Source organism: Ilumatobacter sp., assembly GCF_049588435.1.
Taxonomy (GTDB): domain Bacteria; phylum Actinomycetota; class Acidimicrobiia; order Acidimicrobiales; family Ilumatobacteraceae; genus Ilumatobacter_A.
In genome coordinates this window covers 1-4,494 of sequence record NZ_JBAVYV010000293.1, presented here as the reverse complement: position 1 = coordinate 4,494, position 4,494 = coordinate 1, and the positions used below count along the sequence as shown (strand labels likewise).

At 64.0% G+C, this 4,494-nt stretch carries 4 protein-coding genes; all 4 read left to right on the top strand.

Going from position 1 to position 4,494, the window contains the following annotated elements; genetic code table 11:
* Positions 1-112 precede the first annotated feature (112 nt).
* Complete coding sequence (locus tag WBV89_RS11480; protein WP_423981486.1) at positions 113-550, top strand: CBS domain-containing protein; 438 nt, start codon at positions 113-115, stop codon at positions 548-550.
* A 43-nt stretch (positions 551-593) separates the two neighbouring features.
* Positions 594-1,793 (top strand): pectin acetylesterase-family hydrolase, encoded by a 1,200-nt coding sequence (locus WBV89_RS11475; protein WP_423981485.1) that lies wholly within the window; start codon positions 594-596, stop codon positions 1,791-1,793.
* Between the two features lie 195 nt (positions 1,794-1,988).
* Positions 1,989-4,097: an elongation factor G gene (gene fusA, locus WBV89_RS11470; protein WP_423981484.1), complete on the top strand. Its 2,109-nt coding sequence runs from the start codon at positions 1,989-1,991 to the stop codon at positions 4,095-4,097.
* Positions 4,098-4,205: 108 nt separating this feature from the next.
* A partial coding sequence (locus WBV89_RS11465; RefSeq protein WP_423981483.1) for a GTP-binding protein occupies positions 4,206-4,494 on the top strand: 289 nt, incomplete at its 3' end.

Sequence of the window (4,494 nt, the reverse complement as noted above, 5' to 3'; positions counted from 1 at the left end):
ACTACCGCTGGTGATCGTGCACGCCTCCGGCGTGTGACACACGTCGACGATCGGTGACATCGGGATTCACGAGTGCACTAGATTCGGTGTTTCCACGCGAAGGGAGCCAAAGATGAACGTCCAGACGATCTTGTCCGCGAAGGGGACGGAGGTGGCCACCATCGAGCCGTCCGCGACCCTGGCCGCCGCCACCGAACTCCTCCGAGAACTCGGCTTCGGCGCGCTGGTCACGTCGGCAGACGGGCGGTCACTCGACGGGATCGTGTCCGAGCGCGACATCGTGCGCGCGCTCGCCGCCGACGGAGCGTCCGCGCTGGACCACGACGTCGCCAGCTGCATGTCACGCGAAGTGTTCACCTGCTCGCCGAGTGATTCGATCGACGCCCTGATGTCGATGATGACCGAGCGCCGGATCCGCCACCTTCCCGTCCTCGCGAACGGCGATTTGGCGGGGATGATCTCGATCGGCGACGTCGTCAAGTTCCGATTGGGCGAACTCGAACGCGAGAACGACCAACTCCACGACTACATCCAGGGCAACGTCAGCTGATCCAGGACTTGGCGCGGGGATCCGTGCCGAGCAGACTGCGCCGATGGGGAAGCGCACGCTCACGGGTTTGATCGCGATCGCGCTGGTGGCAGCGTCATGTTCGAGCGGTTCGAACTCGTCAGCGGACGAGGGTGCCGACTCGGACTCGACCGACGCCGAGCAGTCGATCGACGACACCGAACCGGTCGACACCGAGCCCGTCGACACCGAACCGGTCGACACCGAACCGGTCGACACCGAGCCGGTCGCGGCGGAGCCGGAGGTTGCGTCGGCGAGCTGGATCGAGATCGATCCGGAGTCGGAGGATTGCGCGTGCAGCGACGGCAGCGAGTTCACGTTCTTCGAACGCGAGGGCGACCCGACGAAGGTGATGTTCTACTTCGAGGGCGGCGGCGCGTGCTTCAACGCCGAGACGTGTGACCCGGTCGATGGAACCTACACGCCGACGATCGACCCGAACGTCGCGACGGCACTCGCCGATCGCGGTGGGCTGTTCGACGTCGACAACCCCGAGAATCCGCTCGCCGACTATTCGGTCGTCTACGTGCCCTATTGCACGGGCGATGTTCACATCGGCGATGCCACCACCGAATATTCACCCGATCTGACGATCGAGCACCGGGGGAGTCCGAATGCGCTGGCCGCTCTCGATCACCTCGCGGCCACGTACCCCGACGTCGAGGAACTGTTCGTCACGGGGGCGAGCGCCGGTTCGGTGCCGACACCGCTGATGGCCGGGCTCGCATCCGACGTGCTGCCCGACGCGAACATCGTGACGTTCGGCGACAGTTCGGGGGCCTACCCCGACGTGCCCGCGATCAACGAAGTCATCGGCACGACCTGGGGGACCACCAACGCCATCCCCGACTGGCCCGAGACCCAGGGTCTCACCCCGTCCGAATGGAGCTTCCCCGGGCTGTACGTCGCCGCCGGAGCGCACGATCCCGGCATCACATTCGGTCGTTTCGACTACGCGTTCGACGAGGTCCAGGCCACGTTCGGCGCACTCGCCGGTGTCGCCGCCGACGACCTCGTGTCGCTGATCGACGAGACCGAGGCCCAGGTCGAGGCGAGCGGGGTCCCGATCGCCGTGTACGTCGCCCCGGGTGCCGAGCACACGATCATGGCGTCCGACGAGGTGTACGCGATGGAGGTCGACGGCGTGCGCCTGATCGACTGGATCACCACCCTCGTGACCGGTGGCGTCCCCGATGACGTTCACTGCACCGACTGCACCATCTAGAGAATGCGCGTCGGTGCCTGGCACCGATGAACATTTTCGTGAGCTGATACACCCGTCACGCCAGGTTGCGGGCGAGATTCCGCCGATACACTCGAACGCCGTGCTTGTGCGCAGATGTACAGGCTCGACGTGGTTCGGATCGCCCGAACCAGCAGCCCTTTGAGAGTTCGAGACGTAGCGGAAGTAGTGAGCAGTATGGCCAAGCGAGAGTTTCCCCTGGAGCGCACCCGGAACATCGGGATCATGGCGCACATCGACGCCGGTAAGACCACGACCACCGAGCGCATCCTCTACTACACCGGCAAGACCTACAAGATCGGTGAGGTCCACGACGGCGGAGCGACCATGGACCACATGGCCCAGGAGCAGGAGCGTGGCATCACGATCACGTCCGCTGCCACCACCTGCGTCTGGCACGACCATCGCATCAACATCATCGACACACCGGGCCACGTCGACTTCACCATCGAGGTCGAGCGTTCGCTGCGCGTGCTCGACGGTGCCGTCACCGTGTTCGACTCGGTCGCAGGTGTCGAGCCCCAGACCGAAACCGTCTGGCGTCAGGCCAACAAGTACAACGTCCCGCGGATGTGCTTCGTCAACAAGATGGACCGCATCGGAGCCGACTTCTACCGCACGGTCGAGATGGTCAAGGATCGTCTCCAGGCGAACGCCCTCGTCCTCCAGTTGCCGATCGGCGCCGGTGGCGTCGAAGCCGTCAAGGCCTTCGAAGGTCTTGTCGACCTGGTGCAGATGAAGGCCCTCGTGTGGCGCGACGTCGACGAAACCGACCTCGGAGCCACGTACCAGGTCGAGGACATCCCCGAAGACATGGTCGACCAGGCCAACGAGTATCGCGAAGAGCTGCTCGAGACCATCGCCACGCAGGACGAGGCGTTGATGGACGCCTACCTCGGCGGCGAGGAGTTGTCGCACGAAATGATCAAGGCTGCGATCCGCAAGGGCACCTTGGCGAACGAGTTCGTCCCGATCCTGTGTGGTTCGGCGTTCAAGAACAAGGGTGTTCAGCCGATGCTCGACGCTGTCGTCGACTACCTGCCGAGCCCGCTCGACATCGAGCCGGCGCACGGCATCGTCCACAAGGGCGGCGAGGACCACGACGTCACTCGCGGCCCGACCGACGACGAGTTCGCAGCGCTCGCATTCAAGATCGTTGCCGACCCGTTCGGCAAGCTCACCTACTTCCGGGTCTACTCCGGCGAGATCGGCAAGGGCGACGAGGTCTACAACTCGGTCAAGGAAGACCGCGAGCGTCTCGGCCGCATCCTGCTGATGCATGCCAACCAGCGCGAGGACCTCGACGTCGCCATGGCCGGTGACATCGTCGCCGGGCTCGGTTTCAAGAACGTCACCACCGGCGACACGCTCTGCGACAAGAACCACCCGGTCATCCTCGAGCGGATGGAGTTCCCGGAGCCGGTCATCCACGTGGCCATCGAGCCGAAAACGAAGTCCGACCAGGAGAAGTTGGGCAAGGCGCTCAAGTCGCTCTCCGACGAGGACCCGACGTTCCGCATCCGCACCGACCACGAGACCGGCCAGACCGTGATCTCCGGCATGGGTGAGCTGCACCTCGAGGTGCTCGTCGACCGCATGCAGCGCGAGTTCAGCGTCGAGGCGACCGTCGGCAAGCCGCAGGTGGCCTACCGCGAGACGATCACCAAGGAAGTCACGAGCGTCGAGTACCGCCACATCAAGCAGTCCGGTGGCTCGGGTCAGTTCGCTGTCGTCAAGATCAACATGATCCCGAACCCGGGCGGCGGCTACGAGTTCGAGGACAAGATCACCGGCGGCAAGATCCCCAAGGAATACATCAACCCGACGAACCAGGGCCTCGAAGCGGCGATGGACAACGGCGTGCTCGCCGGATACACCACCGTCGACGTCAAGGTGCAGCTGGTCGACGGTCAGTACCACGACGTGGACTCCTCGGAGATGGCCTTCAAGCTCGCCGGCCAGCAGGTTTTCCGCAAGGCCGCCGAAATGGCCAAGCCGGTCCTGATGGAGCCGATCATGGCCGTCGAGGTCGTGACTCCCGAGGAGTACATGGGCGACGTCATGGGCGACCTGTCCAGCCGTCGTGGTCGTGTCGGAGGCATGGAGGCCCGGGGCAACACCCAGGTCGTCAACGCCGAGGTCCCGTTGTCCGAGATGTTCGGCTACAGTACCGACCTCCGTTCACGCACCCAGGGGCGTGCCACGTACACGATGCAGTTCGACAAGTACCAAGAGGTACCGAACGCCATCGCCGAGGAGATCGTGAAGCGGGTTCGCGGCGAGTAGCCGCTGATCCGGCATCGAGGGCCTCGGCCCGAAGTTCTTTGAAAACCCACCAGCGCTTCCCCGACCGGGGGATCGACAAGTCATCATGACAAAGAGAGAAGTAGTGCAATGAGCAAAGCAAAGTTCGAGCGGAACAAGCCGCACGTCAATGTCGGAACCATGGGTCACATCGACCATGGCAAGACCACCCTCACCGCGGCGATCTCTCGTTCGCTGTCGACCAAGGGCCTCGCCGATTTCGCGGCCTTCGACACGATCGACAAGGCGCCCGAGGAGAAGGCGCGTGGGATCACGATCTCGATCTCGCACATCGAGTACGAGACCGAGAAGCGCCACTATGCGCACATCGACATGCCTGGTCATGCTGACTACATCAAGAACATGATCACCGGTGCGG